This is a genomic window from Burkholderia sp. AU31624 (genome assembly GCF_020420065.1).
In the GTDB taxonomy this organism is placed as follows: domain Bacteria; phylum Pseudomonadota; class Gammaproteobacteria; order Burkholderiales; family Burkholderiaceae; genus Burkholderia.
In genome coordinates, this window is record NZ_JAIZRT010000001.1 from 905,009 (window position 1) to 923,756 (window position 18,748).

16 protein-coding genes are annotated in these 18,748 nt (G+C 66.3%); 3 read left to right on the forward strand and 13 right to left on the reverse strand.

The window, feature by feature from the left end:
• Positions 1 to 9: 9 nt before the first annotated feature.
• From LGM89_RS04180 to LGM89_RS04195, 4 genes are all read right to left on the reverse strand, one after another.
• A complete protein-coding gene (locus LGM89_RS04180; protein WP_226272363.1) occupies positions 10 to 1,605 on the reverse strand; it encodes a DHA2 family efflux MFS transporter permease subunit in 1,596 nt (531 codons plus the stop codon).
• Positions 1,602 to 2,885, reverse strand: a complete 1,284-nt coding sequence (locus LGM89_RS04185; RefSeq protein ID WP_226272364.1) for a glycosyltransferase — start codon at positions 2,883 to 2,885, stop codon at positions 1,602 to 1,604. Before LGM89_RS04185 ends, LGM89_RS04180 begins: the two co-directional genes overlap by 4 nt.
• A gap of 17 nt (positions 2,886 to 2,902) precedes the next feature.
• Complete coding sequence (locus LGM89_RS04190) at positions 2,903 to 3,472, reverse strand: methyltransferase family protein (protein WP_046549619.1); 570 nt, start codon at positions 3,470 to 3,472, stop codon at positions 2,903 to 2,905.
• A gap of 67 nt (positions 3,473 to 3,539) precedes the next feature.
• Positions 3,540 to 4,442, reverse strand: a complete 903-nt coding sequence (locus LGM89_RS04195) for an alpha/beta fold hydrolase (RefSeq protein ID WP_089429040.1) — start codon at positions 4,440 to 4,442, stop codon at positions 3,540 to 3,542.
• Between the two features lie 721 nt (positions 4,443 to 5,163).
• On the opposite strand from LGM89_RS04195, the gene betI reads away from it, so the two are divergent.
• The 3 genes from betI to betA are packed head-to-tail and all read left to right on the forward strand — an operon-like array spanning position 5,164 to position 8,976.
• A complete protein-coding gene (gene betI, locus LGM89_RS04200) occupies positions 5,164 to 5,748 on the forward strand; it encodes a transcriptional regulator BetI (RefSeq protein WP_089426825.1) in 585 nt (194 codons plus the stop codon).
• A gap of 32 nt (positions 5,749 to 5,780) precedes the next feature.
• Positions 5,781 to 7,250 carry a betaine-aldehyde dehydrogenase gene (gene betB / locus LGM89_RS04205; protein ID WP_226272365.1) on the forward strand — a complete coding sequence of 490 codons (1,470 nt, stop codon included), beginning with the start codon at positions 5,781 to 5,783 and terminating at the stop codon, positions 7,248 to 7,250.
• 25 nt (positions 7,251 to 7,275) lie between these two features.
• A complete protein-coding gene (gene betA, locus LGM89_RS04210; protein ID WP_226272366.1) occupies positions 7,276 to 8,976 on the forward strand; it encodes a choline dehydrogenase in 1,701 nt (566 codons plus the stop codon).
• Positions 8,977 to 9,061: 85 nt separating this feature from the next.
• Here the strand turns inward: betA and LGM89_RS04215 are convergent, their stop codons facing one another.
• The 9 genes from LGM89_RS04215 to LGM89_RS04255 all read right to left on the reverse strand — a co-directional run bounded on the left by LGM89_RS04215 (position 9,062) and on the right by LGM89_RS04255 (position 18,246).
• On the reverse strand, positions 9,062 to 9,646 hold the full coding sequence (locus LGM89_RS04215; protein WP_226272367.1) for a dual specificity protein phosphatase family protein: 585 nt from the start codon (positions 9,644 to 9,646) through the stop codon (positions 9,062 to 9,064).
• Between the two features lie 13 nt (positions 9,647 to 9,659).
• Positions 9,660 to 10,154: a hypothetical protein gene (locus LGM89_RS04220; RefSeq protein WP_039369514.1), complete on the reverse strand. Its 495-nt coding sequence runs from the start codon at positions 10,152 to 10,154 to the stop codon at positions 9,660 to 9,662.
• A complete protein-coding gene (locus tag LGM89_RS04225) occupies positions 10,151 to 11,293 on the reverse strand; it encodes an MGDG synthase family glycosyltransferase (RefSeq protein ID WP_226272368.1) in 1,143 nt (380 codons plus the stop codon). The genes LGM89_RS04220 and LGM89_RS04225 overlap by 4 nt, the downstream gene beginning before the upstream one ends.
• Before the next feature lie 479 nt (positions 11,294 to 11,772).
• On the reverse strand, positions 11,773 to 12,864 hold the full coding sequence (locus LGM89_RS04230) for a hypothetical protein (RefSeq protein WP_226272369.1): 1,092 nt from the start codon (positions 12,862 to 12,864) through the stop codon (positions 11,773 to 11,775).
• A gap of 234 nt (positions 12,865 to 13,098) precedes the next feature.
• On the reverse strand, positions 13,099 to 13,602 hold the full coding sequence (locus tag LGM89_RS04235; RefSeq protein ID WP_226272474.1) for an activator protein: 504 nt from the start codon (positions 13,600 to 13,602) through the stop codon (positions 13,099 to 13,101).
• A gap of 182 nt (positions 13,603 to 13,784) precedes the next feature.
• Positions 13,785 to 14,288 carry an activator protein gene (locus LGM89_RS04240; RefSeq protein ID WP_089496323.1) on the reverse strand — a complete coding sequence of 168 codons (504 nt, stop codon included), beginning with the start codon at positions 14,286 to 14,288 and terminating at the stop codon, positions 13,785 to 13,787.
• Between the two features lie 121 nt (positions 14,289 to 14,409).
• Complete coding sequence (locus LGM89_RS04245; protein ID WP_089496322.1) at positions 14,410 to 15,234, reverse strand: OmpW/AlkL family protein; 825 nt, start codon at positions 15,232 to 15,234, stop codon at positions 14,410 to 14,412.
• 73 nt (positions 15,235 to 15,307) lie between these two features.
• Positions 15,308 to 16,561, reverse strand: a complete 1,254-nt coding sequence (locus LGM89_RS04250; protein WP_226272370.1) for a DUF2957 domain-containing protein — start codon at positions 16,559 to 16,561, stop codon at positions 15,308 to 15,310.
• Between the two features lie 71 nt (positions 16,562 to 16,632).
• Entirely contained in the window at positions 16,633 to 18,246 is a 1,614-nt protein-coding gene (locus LGM89_RS04255; protein WP_089496320.1) for a DUF2957 domain-containing protein, read from the reverse strand.
• Positions 18,247 to 18,748 lie beyond the last annotated feature (502 nt).

An 18,748-nucleotide genomic window follows, 5' to 3' on the forward strand; every position in this document is an offset into this window, starting at 1 on the left:
TTCCTCTCCTCAATGCCCGAACGACGCCGCCGCGCCGCGTTTCGGCCGCGTCAGCCACATCATTGCCGCGAGGGCGAGACACGTCATGCTCGCCATCCAGAACATGTCGTTGGTCGCCATCATGTAGGCCTGCTGCATCACGACCTGGTGCAGCGTCGACAGCTCGCGCACGCCGTCCACGCCCATCGCGTTCAGCGTATGCACGAAGCGCTGCGTGTTCGCCGACGCGTGCGTGACGGATTGCGACACGACGTCGTAGTGATAGGTCGCGCGGTTGTCCCACAGCGTCACGCTCATCGCGGTGCCGAACGCGGCGGACAGCGTGCGCAGGAAGTTCGACAGGCTCGACGCGGCCGCGAGCCGGTCGTCCGGAATGCGCGACAGCGTCGCGGCGGTCAGCGGAATGAAGAAGCACGGCAGCCCGATCCCCTGGATCAGCCCCGGCGCGGCGATCTGCGCGAACGTCATCTTCAGCGTGAAATGCGCATCCCACGCGAGCACGGCCGCGAACACGAGGAAGCCGAAGGTCGCGAGCACGCGCGCGTCGAAGCGATGCGCGTGCAGCCCGACGAGGATCGAGAACACCAGCGCGAGCACGCCGAGCGACGCCGTGGCGAGCCCCGCGTGAAACGCGTTGTAGCCCATCACGGCCTGCATCCACAGCGGAAACACGACGCCGACCACCGAGAAGCTCATCATCCCGAGCGAGATGATCAGCACACAGAACGAGAACGTACGATCGCGGAACAGGCTGAGATCGACGACGGGATGCGCTTCGCCCGCCTCCCAGATCAGCAGCGACACGATCGACAGCGCCGCGACCACCGCGAGCGTGACGATCAGCGGCGAGCCGAACCAGCCGCGATCGTGGCCGAGATCGAGCATCGCCTGCAGCGAGCCGACGCCGATCACGAGCAGCACGATGCCCGGCACGTCGATCGGGCCGGCCTCGCCGCGTTGCGCGTCAGGGCGCAGCATCGCGGTGCAGACCGCGAACGAGAACAGCCCGATCGGCAAATTGATGAGGAAGATCCACGGCCACGAGAAGTTGTCGACGATCCAGCCGCCGACCACCGGCCCGAAGATCGGCGCGAGCAGCACCGTCATCGCCCACAGCGCGAGCGCGATCGTGCGCTTGTCCGGCGGAAATGTGCGCAGCAGGATCGTCTGCGACAGCGGCACCATCGGCCCGGAAAACAGCCCCTGCAGCGCGCGGCAGATCACCAGCACGTGCAGGTCGCGCGCGAGCCCGCACAGCAGCGACGTCAGCGTGAACAGCAGGATCGCGCCGACGAACAGCCGCAACTCGCCGACGCGGCGCGCGAGCCAGCCCGTCAGCGGCACCGCGATCGCGGCCGCGACCGAATACGAGCTGATCACCCACGTGCCCTGGCTGTTCGATACGCCGAGACTGCCGGAGACCGCCGGCACCGCGACGTTCGTCACGGTCGAGTCGAGCACCTCGATGAAAGTCGCGAGCGACAGCGCGAACGTCAGCAGCGCGAGCCGGATGCCGCGCACCGGCCGCGCGGCCGGCACAGGCGCCGGCGCGTCGAACGCGGACGGCGCGACCGGCCCGTCGTGAAGCGGCGACGCGGTGCTCATGCGCCGGCCACCGCGACATCGGCCCGCGCGCGCGCCCGCCCGCGCTTCGGCACGAACCGTTCGATGAAATCGGCGGCCGCGTTGCAGCCGTCCGGCGCGGCCGCGAGCAGCGCACGCGTACGCGCCGCATGCACCGCGAACGCAGGTTCGTCGAGCACGCGCGCGAGCGCCGCGCCGAGCCGCGCGCCGTCGAGCGGGCCGTCGACCCGCACGCCGCAGCCGTTCGCGACGACGCGTTGCGCGTTGTCGAACTGATCGTGTGCGAACGGCGTGACGACTTGCACGATGCCGGCTTCGCACGCGAGCGCCGCCGTGCCGATCCCGCCGTGATGCACGAGCGCGCGGCAGCGTGGGAGCAGCGTGCGCATCGGCACGAAGCGGCGCACGAGCAAGCGGTCACTGTCCGGCACCGCATCGTGCGGCGTCAGCAGGATCCCGCGCGCGCCGGTCGCGCGCAGCGCGTCCGCCACCGCGCGCGCGTATGCCGCGTGATCGACGCGTGTCGAACCGGCCGTGAACACGACCGGGGGTTCACCGGCCGCGAGATACGCATCGAGTGCCACATCGTCTTCAGGCGTCGCAATATCGTTGAACAACGGGAAGCCGCTTTGCAGATGATTCGACGGCCAGTCCGGCTGCGGCGGCGCGAACCAGCCGGGAAACAGGCACAGCACGCCATCGGTCGAATGCAGCCAGCGGCCCAGCACACGCCGCGCCGGCGCGAGCCCGAGCGCGCGGCGCACCGCGTTGAGCGCGGGGCCGCATGCGCGATCGAGCACCTGCCGCTCGATCAGCGTCATCAGCGCCGCCTTCACGGGCAGCGGCCAGCGCGCGGGAATCGTCAGGCGCGGGTGCGTCGGCGGCGCATGCGCGGACAGCAGCGTCGACGGCGACACCTGCACCGACACGTACGGCGTGCCGTGCAGCTCCTGCATGAAGCGCGCGGAGAACGCCCACAGCGTGCCGACGAGCACCGTATCGTCGTCGGTCAGCGCGCGCAGCGCGTCGTAATGCGGGCGCAGCGTCGGCGCGATCACCGCCCACAGCGTGCGAAACGACGTGCGCGAATCCCACAGCGCGGGGTTCGCCATCGCGGCCTCGTAGTCGGCCGCGGTGCCGATCGGCACGAAGGCGAACCCGCAATGGCGCACGACCGCCTCGAACGGCGCATGCGTGCAGAACACGACGTCGTGACCGCGCGCCGCGAGCGTGCGTGCGACACCGAGCAGCGGATGCACGTCGCCCGCCGAGCCGATCGCGGTCACGATCATCTTCGCCATCGCGCGCCTCGCGTGGTTCAGTAGAAGCCGGGAATCAGCGCCGCGACTTCGCGACGGTACTGCGTGTACGCCGGCCCGAAATACCCGGTCAGCCAGCTTTCCTCGACGCGCACCTTGTACGCGAGCGACGCGAACACGAGCAGCACGCCGATCGCGCCGCGCCATTCGCCGCCGATCAGCGCGGCGCCGACGAGCGCGATCAGGCAGCCCGTATAGATCGGGTGACGCACGAGCCCATACGGCCCCGTGCGGACGAGCTCATGGTCTTCCTTCAGCGTGACCGACACGCTCCAGTTCGTGCCGAGGTGCAGCCGCGCCCACACCGAGAACAGCAGGCCGGCCACCAGCACCGCGAGCCCGCACTGCGCCTGCAGGCCGAAGCGCTGCCAGTCCGGCACGAGCGCCTGCCACGACGGATCGGGCAGGATGATCAGCGCGCCGCCGACGATCAGCGGAATCGACTGCAACGTGCGCGAGCGCGACGCTTCCTTGCGCACGGTCGTCTTCACGCCTTGCGAAGTGGCGATCCAGTAGGCGAGCCACACGGCCCACGGAACGACGATGGCGATGGTCTGAACGATATTCACGGCGGGCCTGCCTCGTTGGGATGGGAATTCGGGAGCGCCGCGCGTATCGGACGCACGGTGTGCTGCGTCACGACGACAGCGCGTGCATCGGAGCAGGCACGCACGACTGCGCGGCGGCGAGCGCCATGCCCGCGGCGAGCTGCGACCCGCCGCAGAAAAAGTCGAGCAACGCCGAGCGCGTGTATTCGCGCTGCGCGCGGCCTTCGATGTCGAGGAAGTGGCCGGCGTCCGGCACCGTCGCGAACCGTGCGCGCGGCACGTGCGCGCCGAGCTGGCGCACGTCGGCGGGCGTCGTGTACTCGTCGCGCTCGCCGTTCAGGAACAGCAGCTCGCAGCCGATGTTCGAGAACTCGCTGAGGTAGCGCTCCGGCTGCAGCGACAGGATCTGGTCGACGTGGAATGCGACCTGGTCTTGCTCGTCGCGCGGCAGGCGCGTGAGATACCGGTAGTTGTACAGCTTCATGATGCGCGGCAGGTAGCGGCCGACGGTGTCGTTCAGCAGCTGCGCGGCCTTCAGGTTCTCGCCGGCCGCGATGTGGTCGCGGGCGCGCGTCACGTAGTCGACCATCGCGTCGTTCAGGAACGGCGAGAACGAGCAGATCGCCGCGCGCCGCACGCTCGGGCAGCCGCGTGCGAGCGCGAACAGCGACGCGACGCCGCCCCACGACACCGACACGAGGTACGCCGGCGCGAAGCGCTCGACCAGGTGCTGCAGGATCGCGGCTTCGTCGTCCTTCGTCAGGATGAAGCAGCCCGGGTTGTGCTGGCGCGACTGCCCCGCATACGGCAGGTCGAAGCAGATCGTGTTCATCCGCTCGCCGAGATACTGGACGGTCTGCCCGAACGACGCGGTCGTCGCGAGCGCGCCGTTGACGAGCATTGCCGTGTCGAACGCCGGGTCGAACACGTTCCGTTCGACGTAGACCTTCAGACCATTCGGCAACGGGACCACGTGTTTTTCGGTCAGCATCGTCGTTCTCCGGTGGATGCGGCGTCTCGACGTCGCGGCATGCTGCAGGTGCGCAATGACTGCGCCGGTGTGTCACGCGCGATCCGAATCGCGCGATTGGCCAATGCACCGCGGCAATACCGGCGGCATCGATTCATTCCTCGTAGTGCGGCGCCATACTAATACGGACAATATTACTGACTCAAGTCATTCCAACGATACCCTCTACTCAGTTAGGAAATACGGCAGATTCAAATTATTCCCGCATTTTTTATGGTAAGCGGAATTCGGTCGAGGGCGGTCGCAATCGTTTGCGGAACGGCAGTCGATCCCCGCTTAGTTGACACACTTCCATTTATAATCAATATGTTATGTCGTTTCATTCGGCTATTTCAAACGGATTTTCATGAATGAATCGTGACGCCGTTTCGCGCGTCGACTTCCGTGCTTAACCAAATATCACACGGCTCATTACTCTTTCATTCCGTAATCGATTCGACACCTGCAACGATTAACCGGATTGATTGCTCGCTTCTGAAAGCGTTTTAAACAAACTCCATCTTTTTTAAACATCTTTCAATCATTTTTCCGCACCTGCACAACGCGCGATCGGGGGCCCCGTTCACCTCCCGGGCGCCTGCCGCCACCGTCAGACCCCGATTTTTTGTTGATTGAACGATCAATAAAAAACCGCTAAGCTCTCGACTTCCATGGACGGCCCGTGCGGGCGAAGGGAGTCGCGATGCCGAAAGTCGGAATGCGGGAGATTCGCCGCGCGCAGTTGATCGACGCCACGCTGCGCTCGATCGACGAAGCGGGCCTGCCCGGCACGACGCTCGCGTCGGTCGCGCAACGCGCGAACATCTCGACGGGCATCGTCAGCCACTACTTCGGCGACAAGGACGGCCTGCTCGAAGCGACGATGCGGCACGTGCTGCGCGACCTGTGGTCGGCCACCACGCGCCGCCGCGTGGCGGCACGCAAGGATCCGCGCGCCCGGCTGCGCGCGATCGTCGCCGCGAACTTCGACGTCACGCAGGTCAGCGCGCCCGTGATGAAGACCTGGCTCGCGTTCTGGTCGCAGAGCATGCACGACCCGATGCTCAAGCGCCTGCAGCACGTCAACACGCGGCGCCTCCACTCGAACCTGTGCGCCGAATTCGCGAAGGCGTTGCCGCGCACGCAAGCGCGCGAAGCCGCCAGCGGCCTCGCCGCGCTGATCGACGGCCTGTGGCTGCGCGGCGCACTCGCCGGCGGCCCCATCGACACCCGGGCTGCATTGAAGCTCGCCCACGATTACATCGACCTGCTGCTCGCGTCGGACTGACGCGCGACGCAGTCGCCCTCAAGGAGATCCTCATGTCCGTATTCGGTTTGCAGCGCCTCTACATCGGCGGCGGTTACGTCGACGCCACGAGCGGCAAGACTTTCGACACCTTCGATCCCGCCACCGGCGAACTGCTCGCGCAGGTGCAGCAGGCCAGCGCGGCCGACGTCGACCGCGCGGTGGCGTCCGCGCAGGAAGGCCAGCGTGCATGGGCCGCGATGACCGCGATGCAGCGCTCGCGCATCCTGCGCCGCGCGGTCGACCTGCTGCGCGAGCGCAACGACGCACTCGCGGCGCTGGAAACGCGCGACACGGGCAAGCCGATCGGCGAGACGCTCGCGGTCGACATCGTCACCGGCGCGGACGTGATCGAGTACTACGCGGGCCTCGCGACCGCGATCGAAGGGCTGCAGGTGCCACTGCGCGCCGAGTCGTTCGTCTACACGCGCCGCGAGCCGCTCGGCGTGTGCGCGGGCATCGGCGCGTGGAACTACCCGATCCAGATCGCATGCTGGAAGACGGCCCCCGCGCTCGCGGCCGGCAACGCGATGGTGTTCAAGCCGAGCGAAGTCACGCCGCTCACCGCGCTGAAGCTCGCGGAAATCTATACGGAAGCCGGCGTGCCGGCCGGTGTGTTCAACGTCGTGCAGGGTGACGGCTCGGTCGGCGCGCTGCTGACCGGCCACCCGGACATCGCGAAGGTGTCGTTCACCGGCGGCGTCGAAACCGGCAAGAAGGTGATGTCGCTGGCCGGTGCATCGTCGCTGAAGGAAGTGACGATGGAGCTCGGCGGCAAGTCGCCGCTGATCGTGTTCGACGACGCGGACCTCGACCGCGCGGCCGACATCGCGGTGACCGCCAACTTCTTCAGCTCGGGCCAGGTCTGCACGAACGGCACGCGCGTGTTCGTGCACCGCTCGATCAAGGATGCATTCACGCAGCGTGTGCTCGAACGCGTGAAGCGCATCCGCGTCGGCAAGCCGACCGATGCCGATACCAACTTCGGCCCGCTCGTGTCGGCCGCGCAGCTCGACAAGGTGCTCGGCTTCATCGAAAGCGGCAAGGCAGAAGGCGCGAAGCTGCTCGCGGGCGGCACGCGCCTGACGGATGGCCACTTCGGCAGCGGCCAGTACGTCGCGCCGACCGTGTTCGGCGATTGCCGCGACGACATGAAGATCGTCCGCGAGGAAATCTTCGGGCCGGTGATGAGCATCCTCGACTTCGAATCGGAGGACGAAGTGATCGCCCGCGCGAACGACACGCACTACGGCCTCGCGGCCGGCGTCGTGACCGAGAACCTGTCGCGCGCGCACCGCACGATCCATCGCCTCGAAGCCGGCATCTGCTGGATCAACACGTGGGGCGAATCGCCGGCCGAGATGCCGGTTGGCGGATACAAGCAATCCGGTGTCGGACGCGAGAACGGCATCACGACGCTCGAGCACTACACTCGAATCAAGTCGGTGCAGGTCGAGCTCGGCCGCTACAACCCGGTGTTTTAAGGATCACGAAAGGAGACTGACCGTCATGACGACACGCGAATACGACTACATCATCTGCGGCGCAGGTTCCGCGGGCAACGTGCTCGCAACGCGCCTGACGGAAGATCCGGACGTGACGGTGCTGCTGCTCGAAGCAGGTGGCCCCGACTACCGCTTCGACTTCCGCACGCAGATGCCGGCCGCCCTCGCCTACCCGCTGCAGGGCCGCCGCTACAACTGGGCCTACGAAACCGACCCCGAGCCGCACATGGACAACCGCCGGATGGAATGCGGCCGCGGCAAGGGGCTCGGCGGCTCGTCGCTGATCAACGGCATGTGCTACATCCGCGGCAACGCGCTCGACTACGACAACTGGTCGACGCACAAGGGCCTCGAGAACTGGACGTATCTCGACTGCCTGCCGTACTTCAAGAAGGCCGAAACGCGCGACGTCGGCCCGAACGACTATCACGGCGGCAGCGGCCCCGTGTCGGTCACGACCAGCAAGCCGGGCGTGAACCCGCTGTTCGAGGCGATGGTCGATGCGGGCGTGCAGGCCGGCTATCCGCGCACGGATGATCTGAACGGCTATCAGCAGGAAGGCTTCGGCCCGATGGACCGCACCGTCACGCCGAAGGGCCGCCGCGCCAGCACCGCGCGCGGCTACCTCGACCAGGCCAAGGTGCGATCGAACCTCGAGATCGTCACGCACGCGCTCGCCGATCGCATCCTGTTCGACGGCAAGCGCGCGTCGGGCGTCACGTACCTGCGCGGCAGCGAACGCGCGACCGCGCATGCGCGCCGCGAAGTGCTCGTGTGCAGCGGCGCGATCGCGTCGCCGCAACTGCTGCAGCGCTCGGGCGTCGGCCCCGGCGCATGGCTGAAGGCACTCGACATTCCCGTCGTGCTCGACCTGCCCGGTGTCGGCCAGAACCTGCAGGATCACCTGGAGATGTACATCCAGTACGAGTGCAAGGAGCCGGTCTCGCTGTACCCGGCGCTCAAGTGGTGGAACCAGCCGAAGATCGGCCTCGAATGGATGCTGAACGGCACCGGCCTCGGCGCGAGCAACCACTTCGAGGCGGGCGGTTTCATCCGCACGCGCGACGACGATCCGTGGCCGAACATCCAGTATCACTTCCTGCCTGTTGCGATCAACTACAACGGCTCGAACGCGATCGAGATGCACGGCTTCCAGGCGCACGTCGGCTCGATGCGCTCGCCGAGCCGCGGCCGCGTAAAGCTGCGCTCGCGCGATCCGAACGACCATCCGAGCATCCTGTTCAACTACATGGCCGAAGCGCTCGACTGGCGCGAGTTCCGCGATGCGATCCGTGCGACGCGCGAGATCATGCGGCAGCCCGCGCTGGATCGATATCGCGGCCGCGAGCTGAATCCGGGCGCCGGCTGCAAGTCCGACAAGGAACTCGACGCGTTCGTGCGCGCCCGCGCGGAGACCGCGTTCCATCCGTCGTGCTCATGCAAGATGGGTTACGACGACATGGCCGTGGTCGATGAAGAAGGCCGCGTGCACGGGCTCGAAGGGCTGCGCGTCGTCGATGCGTCGATCATGCCGATCATCACGACCGGCAACCTCAACGCGCCGACCATCATGATCGCCGAGAAGATCGCGGACAAGATTCGCGGGCGCAAGCCGCTTGCGCGGGTGGATGTGCCTTACTTCGTCGCAAACGGGGCGATGGCCCGCAATGTCGCGAAGGCCGTGCGGCAGCCGGAGACGGTCTGACCGCGGCAGGCGTGTTGCCCGCGCATCGACGTACTTTTCAAAACGCCGCCGACAGCCATTGTCGGCGGCGTTTTGCATGGGATCCTCAGCCGCTGTTCACTTCCCGCTTCAAGCGCTCGACGTCGACGTTTTTCAAGTAGTTCGTGATGTTCTGCCAGATCGGATGGAACCCGTAGCCGCCGTGCTGCAGTTCATCGAGCGCCTGCTCGCGCGTCCAGCCCTGATACACCATCCGGTACAACGCCGACACGAGGCCGGTACGATCGGCGCCGTGCTGGCAGTGGATCAGCACCGGGCCGTCCTGGTCGGCCGTGCGCAGCGCCTTCAGCGCGGTCACCATGTCCTCGTCGCGGATGTCCCACGTGTTGATCCGGATGCGCTGCATCCGGATCTGCGTGCCGGCCAGGATGGTGTCGTCCGCGTGAAACGACCGGAAGCTGATGACCTTGCGGATGCCGAGCTTCTGCAGCTCCGGCACGTCCGAGCGCGACAGCTGGGCGCTGCGATACAGCGTCGGCGTGATGCGGTGCAGGTTGTTCACATGCGCATCGGTCACGTTCTGTGCCCATTTGATCGGCCGGGCGGACACCTCGGAGGCCGGGTCCGCGTGGGCCGGCTGCACGCGCCCGGCAAGCGTGACGGCGATCGCGGCAATGATGGCGATTTTCATGTCGGGTCGGAGATCAGTAAAAGGCGCGCTTGCGCTCGCGGGAAACGATGAACAGCACGATCGCGGCGGCGCTCATCGTCCAGTAGTCGGTCGGGGCCACGCCCAGCCAGTGGATATGCCACGGCACGTTCGCCGGATTGAAGCGGGCCAGGCCATAGGCCGGATTCAGCACGAACCACAGGAAATCCTCGGTCAGCCAGAACACCATGATGCACGCGATGATCCGCGCTTCGATGCGCCACGACCACCGCCCGTTGAACACGGCCGGCAGGTGAAAGAACAGCGCGACGAACGGGAACACCCACGCGTGGTAGCCGGTCATCGGCCGCCCGCCCCAGAAGAGGTCGAGTAGCCAGTGATGCTCGATGCGCCACGTCGGCAAGTTGGCGGCCCAGCCCGCGCTGCCCTCGATCTGGATCTCGACGTTCGCGAAGAAGTACGCTAGCAGCACCACCCACGCAACGACGAACACCGTATGGCGCGTCGGCACAAAACGCGCGACGCTCATGCGGCCGGCTCCAGGCCCAGCACGCGATCGAGCACGAAGCGGCCGGCGAGCGGCCGCCCGAGCGGCGCGAGACGGCGGCGCATGTCGGCAAGACGCTCGGGCGTCTGCAGCAACGCTCGAATCCGGTAGACGAGCGCATCGTCGTCGATCGCCTTCAGCGCGACACCCTGTTCGAGCAGGAAATCCGCATTGCGCTCTTCCTGGCCCGGAATCGGCGAGTTGACGATCATCGGCAACTGCATCGCCAGACATTCGGACGTCGTCAGGCCGCCCGGCTTCGTGATCACGAGATCGGCGCAGGCCATCAGGCGCTCGACCTGCTGCGTGAAGCCCTGCGGAAACAGCCGGCCCGGATGCCGCGCGGCCAGTTCCTGCAACGACGCCAGCATCGCCTTGTTCTTGCCGGCCAGTGCGATCAACTGGAAGTCGGCCTCCATCTCGAGCAGGCGCGCGGCCAGCACGTCGAGGCCGCCGAGACCCGCGCCGCCGGACATCATCAGAAAGGTGCGGCGCGCGGGATCGAGGCCAAATTCGGCCGCGCAGGCCGCGCGATCGAGCGGCTGGCCGAATGCCGGCATGATCGGGATACCGCTGACGTGCACCGTGTCGGGCGCCATGCCGCGCGCATGCATGCGCCACGCGATCTCGTCGTTGGCCGCGAAATAGCCGCGCATGTTCGGCACGACCCACATGCTGTGCAGGTCGAAATCGGTGACCTGCACCCACACCGGCGTATCGACGCGCCCCTTGCGGATCTCGCGCGACAGCAGTTCGGCAGGCAGGAAGTGCGTGCAGATGATCGCGTCCGGGCGCTGCCGCTCGATCTCCGCGAGCAGTGCCCGGCAATTGAGCCGCTCGATCGCGCGCCGGATCTTCTGCGACGGCGCGGCGGGATCGACTTCGTCGGTCTTCTGGTACAGGTAGCCCCACAGCGCCGGCTGGCTGCTGACGAGCTTGATGTAGAGATCGGTGTACAGCTTGCGGAAGCCGGTGGATACGAAATCCATCACGTCCAGGTGGGTGGCTTCGATACCGGCGGGGTGGCGGTCGGCGAACGCGCGGATCGCTTCGGCCGCCCGGGTATGGCCGGCGCCGGCGCTGACGCTCAGGAGGAGGATCTTCTTGTTTTGCTTTGACATCTGACTGACCGTTTCGATGAAGGGGGTCCGGAGGCGGGTTCGCGGCGGCGCTCTCACGCGGCGGCTGTTTGCGTCCGGCTTACAACAAGCTTGGCAGATCTTTGGCGGTGCGGGCGGGCCGTTACGACGGAGTGATCGCTGGCACCGCCTGCGGAATCATACTGCGTTCGGTCGAGGGTGCCTGGATCGGGGAGGCGCGAGGCGGTCTGGCGGTCTGGCGGTCTGGCGGTCAGGCGGTCAGGCGGTCAGGCGGTCAGGCGGTCAGGCGGTCAGGCGGTCAGGAAGGATAGATGGCGTGGACGGCGTGGGCGCCGACGGCACGAAGGCTCAGCGCGCCGCCTGATGCCCGTTCGCGCTTGCGAACGAGGCTGGCACTTCGGCGCGAGCCAGGGTGCTCGTGCGCGATTCGTTTGGAATCCTTGCGTGTTGCTTTGGCCAAGGCGATGCACCAGCCGGCCGTGTCCTACGTGTTCCCCGAATCAGGGCGTCCCAACACCCCGCTTCCGCATCCGCTTGCCGCGAACGATCGGATTCCATCGCGACGTCAGGCTCATCGCACCTTGCAGGCCTTCGAACGCGACGTCCTCCTTCGGCCCGAATCGACTGACCGCCGGCCACGCGAGCACGTGATCGAGCCACGCCTGCCATTCATCACCATGAAAGCGGCGACCAACTTCCCGAACGGCATCCGGCGCTGCAATCACGATGCCCGCCAGCAGGTAGTAGGCCCAGAAACTGCCCGCGCCGACGAGTCGATCGAGCCTGCACACGGATAACGCCGCGAGCAGCCCGTCCACCGACGCGAGATCGGCACGATGCGTGCGGATCGCCCGCGCAACGAGGTTGTGCTGACCGCCATACGCGGCAACAGAAGTCCCGTCGCCGGCAGCAAGCGCGGCCGAGAACGTCACGAGCGCCGCCATCTCGTCGATGCGCGATGCATCGTCGCGCGGCCCGCACACGCGCAGCACGATCGCGTCGATGACGGCGCCCGGCATGGCCGACGTTTCTCCATTCGCCGCCGCGGCAACGGCCAGCCTTTCTCTCAGGTTCTTCGCGGCCGGCGTGTCGCCGTGCGCGCCCTTTTCATGTTCGGCGCATTCGCCGTCATCGCCCCCGTTGCATTCGACACCACCGGCAATCCGCTCGAGCGCGGCCCAGCCGACATCGGGATCGTCGAATGCGCACGCATCGATCACACCGTACGCAGTGTCGAACACGGCGCGCGAGCCCGGGCAGCTACGTTCGGCTTCGGCGAGTTGCTGCATCGAAGGTACATGCGAGCACGCGCCGCGCGGGTCCGTCAGATCGCATGCGCAGGCGCCACCGTCCGACGCGATCCACGGCGCGAGCCGACCAAGAATCGCGGTCGCTTCTCGGGACAAGTTCGCGCCCACTCGCATGCGTATCACGTATGACGAGATGACGGTCGTGTTGTCGACGTCACTCGCCTCCACTGCACAAGCGGCGGCGTCGAGTCGTTCGATCAGGTACTGCAGCCACGCGGCCGTGCGCAGCCGGTCAGGCGTCGCGCCGCGGGCATCTCCATACTTTGCTGGATCGGTAAGCATGGGTCTTCCGGGAGTGTTCTGGCCAATTTGAATTTGGTTGTTTCAATCGAATCGGGCAGCGCGGCATGCCGCGCCAGCCCTGCCTGTCCACCCGGATCGGATCGCGACACGGGCGGTCAGCCGGCCGTCGCACCGATACGCGCGACGACACGATTGCATCGGGGAATGAGGCGTCGGCCATGCCTATCGCGCGGCCCTCGTGCACCAGAGGCGCCCGGCTTCACTCAGCGACGCTTACTGCACGTGGAGCTTCGGCGATGCCATCAACGTGCCGGACCACACGCAGTCGGGTGTCCAAACGGCATTGTTGAACGTCAGCGATGCATTCGAATCGTTCCATGCCGCCACGAGCTTGCTCGGCCCGCAAGCGCCAAGCAGCTTGAAGTCCACCTGCGCGTTGTCGATCGAAAGCTGTGTCGCGCTGTCCACCTGCCCCGTCCACGGCGACGCGCTGCTCGCGGTACTGCTGGTCGCCGGACACCAGTTCCCCCCGCTGTACTGCACCGACGTGATATTGACGGTACCCGCCGGCGTAATCGTCCCGTTCAACGTCACGGAGCAGTTCGAGACGATCGACTTTTTGCTGAGCGTGGTCAGCCCCGTCGCGGAGAACGGCTCGCCGTTCGGATTCATCGGTTGGCCGTCCACGCGCGAAACGGTCACCGCAAAAGCAGGCGCAGCCGAGACCGCAGTGAACACCGCTGCAGCAACGAGCGATGCGATTTGACGAATTTTCATCTGGATGGCCCTCTCTCTTGATATATGGCGGCCTTGCACGAGAAACACGGCCGCTCTGCGGAACGAATCCGGCCGACGCGCCGAATCATGCGACGGCACGGACCCATCGAAGCTGCGAATACCCGCCGCGCCTGCCGCACGGCCCTCGCACGCGGCGGGCACCCGCTTCGATCCGCGATCGCTTATTGCACGTGGAACTTCGGCGACGTCGCGACCGTGCCGCCCACCGTGCAATCCGGCGTCAGCGTGGCGTTGTTGAACGTCAGCGACGAGTTCGGATCGCTCCACGTCGTCACGACCTTGCTCGGCCCGCAGGTACCGAGCAGCGTGACGTTCACCTTGACGTTATTGATCGTCAACTGCGTCGTGCTGTCGGCCTGCCCCGTCCACGGCGACGCGCTGCTCGCGCTGCCGTTGATCAGCCCGCACGTCGCACCGCCCGAGAACGTCGTCGACGTGATGTTGACGATGCCGGTCGACGTGATCGTGCCGTTGAAGGTCGCGTTACAGGCCGCGGCGATCTGCCCCTTGCTGAGGTTCGTGAGGCCGGTCGCGGAAAAAGGCTCGCCGTTCGGGTTCATCGGCTGACCGTCGGCCCGCGTAACGGTGACTGCGAAAGCAGGCGCGGCCGAAACCGCGGTGAAAGCCACTGCAGCAACAAGCGATACGATTTTGCGAATGCTCATTTGAACTGCCCCCTCTCTTCACAAATGGCGGCACGCCGCCAGGAACGCGATCGTCCGGCCGGAGTGGTCCGGCCAGCCGGTCGCAGGAAGCCGCCGGCGCGCGTCATGCGCACCGGTCGGCTCAGAACTTGTAGGAAATCCCGACGAACGTGATCAGCGGGTCAGCCTTCAGCCGCGTGCGCGTGGTGGCCAGCGTCGAGCCGTCGGCCGCCTTGATCACGAGCGACGAGTAGGTCTTCAGCGGCATGTAGGTCAGCGTCGCCGTGAGCCCCCAGTGCTTGTCGATCGCATAGCTCGCGCCGACGTTGTAGACCGGCGTGAACGACGACGACGCCTTGCCCTCCACCGACGTCGGCCCCGGCTTGCCGGCACCGGCCGCAAGCACGCTGCCGAGGTTCTCGTTGATGTCCTTCGCGAAGTTGCCGTTCAGCTCGATGTTGCTGAACCAGCTGTAGGCCACGCCGATCCCGACGAACGGCCGGAACCGCGCGGTCGACGAGTTGAAGTAGTACTGCAGAATGATCGTCGGGCTCCACTGCCGCGCGTTCTTCACCGCCGGCTGGTTCGCCGGGTTGTCCATGTTGACGCTGCCGAGCGCGCCGGCCGGGCCGGGCGGCCGGATCGTGCCGTGCCCGGTCAGCGTGAACTCGGGCGGCACGCCGAGCACCGACGTCACCGCGATGTGGTCGGTGAAGAAGTGCGTCAGCGTGAGGCCGACGGTATCCGCGTTATTGACCGTCAGGCTCGTGCCCGGCGACGTGAACGACCCGGGCAGGCGCAGCGGCCCGTTGATCGGCATGCCGGCCAGATTCGTCGTCAGCCCGTTGGTCGAATCCTGCGGCATGATGTGCAGCCAGCCCAGCGTCGCGACGTTGTCGCCCGCCTGCTGGGCCGATGCGAGCGTCGACACGCCTGCGACGACACCCGCGACTATCAGCTTCTTCATGAAGTCTCCCCTCATTCTGTCCGGGCGCCGCGCATCCGCGCGCGGCGCCACCGTGTCTCCATCCAGGCGTGCGTCACTGCACGAATGCGCCGACCGTGAAGTACGGGTTGCTCGTATCGTTCATGTCGAGGAACCCGAATACGCCGCCGGTGAACACGAACTTGCCGGTCGCCGGCCCCGACGCCGCATCCGCATGCACGGTCGTCACGACACCCGGCATCTTCTGCGTGTAGTCGAGGTTCAGCGCACGCGTGAGCGCGGCCTGCGACGCATTGAACGGATCGAGCAGCGTGGCCTGCGCGCCGACGAGCGCGGTCGCGCGGTAGTTGAACGCGCTGTCGACACCCGTGTACTCGCCGTTCTGCGAGCCTTGCGCGATCGCCGTCTGCGGGCTCAGGAACGAGATGCCCGATTCGTCGTCCGCGCTCGGCGGGCCTTGCGTGAGGTCCGCGTTGGCCGCGCCCGTACGGATGAAGATCGGCACGAGCTGGTTGCGCAGCTTGCCGACGATCAGGATCCCCTTGCCGGCCTTCGCCGGATCGACCGCCGCGAGCGTCGGCGGAATCTGCGGCAAGTAGTTGAGCGACTGGAACGCCGGCGCATCGGGCCGCAGCGTGAACGGCTGGTTCACGGTCGCGCTCGATGCAAGCGGCTGCCCGCCGTTCTTCTTGCCGAAGTTGTCGGTCTCGACGTAGCTGCCGTCCGCGTTGATCGTCACCTGCTGGTCGAGCGCCACCGGCTGGAAGCTCTGCGACGGCACCTGGTGATAGCCGAGCTGGTTGTACTTGCCGGCGATCTTCGTCAGGTCGGTTTCCAGCGACGAGAAACTGATGAACGGGTAGTACGGGAACGTCGTCTTCGTGATCTTGCCGACGCCGATCACGCCGTCGAACTGAATCGTCGCGCCGGGAATCGCGCCGCCCAGCACGCCCTCGCCGAGGAACAGCCGCGCGGGCCGGTTCGGGTCGAGGCTCGCGTTCTGCATCCGGAACGTGCACTGGTTCAGCTTCACGGTCGGCAGCCCCGTTTCGTCGGCGAGCGTGCCGTCGACCACGTTGGCCGGCGCCATGTCGCGGGTCGGCTGCACGGTGCCCGTGGTGGTCGGCACCGGCGATGCGAGATACGTCATCCGGTACGTCATCTTCGTCGTGTCGAGCTGCACCTTCACGAGCTCGCCCGATCCCGACCCGCCGATGAACACCGTGTTGTAGTCGATCGTCTGCGGGCACAGCCGGACTACCGGTGCGGGCGGCGGGTCGCCGTCGCCGCCGCAGGCGGCCAGCACGGGTGCGAGCGACGCCGCGGCCATCCATTGCTTCAAATTCATAGGAATCCTCTTGAAATTCGATTCGCCGGCGGCGACGCATGCGCCGCCGGTGTTACGTGTTCAATGCAGGGTTACTGGACGAACGCGCCGACCGTGAAGAACGGGTTGACCTGGCTGTTGTTGACGACCATCGCGTAGACGTTGCCGGCCGTCACGATCCAGCCCGTATCGCCCTTCTTGAAGATCGCCACGTTGCCGCTCGCACCCTTCGCGTTGAAGTCCTGCGAGGCCGTGACCTTGATCTTGCCGGGCGTGGCCTGCGTATAGTCGAGCGCGAACTGCGAGGTCACCGACGACGTCTGCGGATCAATGAACGCCGCGGTATTGCCCTGGAACAGCGTCGACGTATAGTTCGCGGCCATCGTCGACACGGCAGTGCCGTCGTTACAGGTTCCGGCTTCCGTCAGGAAGGTGCCATTGACGAACTTGCCAGGCAGATCCGGGTGCGGCACGTTTGGATTGAAGCTCGGGCCTGCCGACGGGAAGAAGCTCGCCGTGCCGGGAGACGTCACGATGCCGCATGCGGATGCGCTGGTCGCGCCGATGTAACCGCCCTTCAGCGAATTGGCGGCAATCGCGGTGGCTGACGACAGCATCGAGATCCCGACTTCGGCATCGGCGACCGACGCGAGCGGATTGGCCGGATCGACATACGTGTAGCCGACACGAATCACGACCGGTATCCGTACGCCGTTCAGCTTGCCGACGATCATGATGCCTTTGGCCTGACTCGACGCAAGGAGGATGAGCGACGACCCCTGCCCCGCGATCGGATACGAGGCCACGCCAAACGCATTCGGCAGCCCGTTGCTCACGAACACGTTGTCGGCCGACCCGTCCGCATTCTTGCGCAGCGTCCAGGGAGTCCCGGTCGTCTGACACGAGTAGTCGCTGCCTTGCGTGATCGTGCACGAACCGTCCGCATTGAGCGTCTGGTTCCAGTTGACGACGTCCGGCTCCCAGCCGATTGGCCCCAGCGCGCTCTGCCCACCCCCGCCGATCGGCGACAGATGGATGCCTACCTCGTTGTAATTGCCCGCGACCTTCGAAAAGTCGGTTTCCGTTTCGATGAAGCCGATGAACGGGTAGAAATCGAACGTCCGCGACGGCACGTAGCCGATGGGCGTGGGGGCCCCGAGGTCGATACCCTTGTACGCAATCGTCGCCCCCGGAATCCCGCCACCCACCACGCCATTGCCGACGAACAGCATCGGCGGATCGGCACGGTTGATCGTCACCGCGTACGCGCCGTCGCTCGTCGCGCCGCTGTCGAGCACGAATGCGCAGCGGTTCTGCTCGGCGGTCGGGAGCGTGGTCGGATGATGGAATGCGCCGCTGATCGTCAGGCCCGCGCGCGTGTTGTTGACTTGCCCCGCCGACGTCGGCACCGACGATTCGAGGAACTGCATCTGATAGGTGAGCTTCGTGGTGTCGAATTTCACCTTCACGTACTCGCCGCTGCCTGCGCCGCCCGTATACGTCGTCGTGTAATCGAGCGCGTCCGGACACAGCTTCGTCACGACGGGCGGCGTCGTTTCGGCCCCGCTCGGCCCGCATGCGCTGCCCGAGCACTGCGGCACGTTGATCGGCCCCGGATCGTCGCCGCCGCCGCAACCGGCGACGAACGGCAGCGCCAGTACCGCGCACGACAGAATCGCTTTCCGCCATTCAGGAATGCAAATCATCAACCCCTCCTTTTCAGGTACGACAAGTCTCGTCCGGACAGGCTGCATGGCCCGCCGGTTGGTATCGCGCCGCGGCACGGACGCGCGGCGCATGACGGTGCGCGCAAGCCGGCCGCGATGCCGGTCGGGCACATGCGGCACACGCCGCGGCGGCGGCAGACAAGCGCTCTCCCGCGGCGCCGTCATGCGGCACGGCGCCGTGAGAACGATCGAAACGGGAAGTGGTTCGCCGCTACACGGCGACAGGACAACGCAGGCACGCGATCTGCATCGCGCCTGCATTCAGCGAAAAAACGGGAAACGGCAGTCCGACTGGCCCCGCGGATAGGCGTCTCATGTATGGGTCTCCATCCGTACGCTTGATTCGTTATCGTGATGCGTCGTTTGTCGAGACTATGATCGGACGATACCCACAAGTAAATGGATGCAGAGTTCCAAACGACCGAAACCACGCAATCCTAGCGTTTACACGGTATTTGACAGATTTTCAAACAGCCTTCGA